Below are 224 nucleotides of genomic sequence, written 5' to 3'. Positions count from 1 at the left end.
GTTGCCTATGACACGACTTCGCATACCAAGGTCACGCTGGGCGGCACGGGTTCGACGACACCGGTGACGCTTGCCAACGTCGCTGACGGCAAGTTGAATAACGATGCAGTGAACGTCGAGCAACTGAAGGCGATGGGCGCAAACATCGACTCGTCGGGCAATATCTCCAATGCCTTCGTTTCGTACGACGACACGTCGAAGAGCGCAATCACGCTGAAGGGCGC

Annotated in this window: 1 protein-coding gene; it reads left to right on the top strand. The window is 57.6% G+C overall.

The annotated features are described in order from the left end of the window. A partial coding sequence (locus FQ705_RS04585) for a hypothetical protein (protein WP_144138233.1) occupies positions 1 to 224 on the top strand: 224 nt, incomplete at both ends.

It is taken from the genome of Paraburkholderia sp. BCC1884 (assembly GCF_900996225.1).
In the GTDB taxonomy this organism is placed as follows: Bacteria; Pseudomonadota; Gammaproteobacteria; order Burkholderiales; family Burkholderiaceae; genus Paraburkholderia.
The sequence above is the reverse complement of the archived record's forward strand: the minus strand, read 5'-3'. Positions and strand labels throughout refer to the sequence as shown.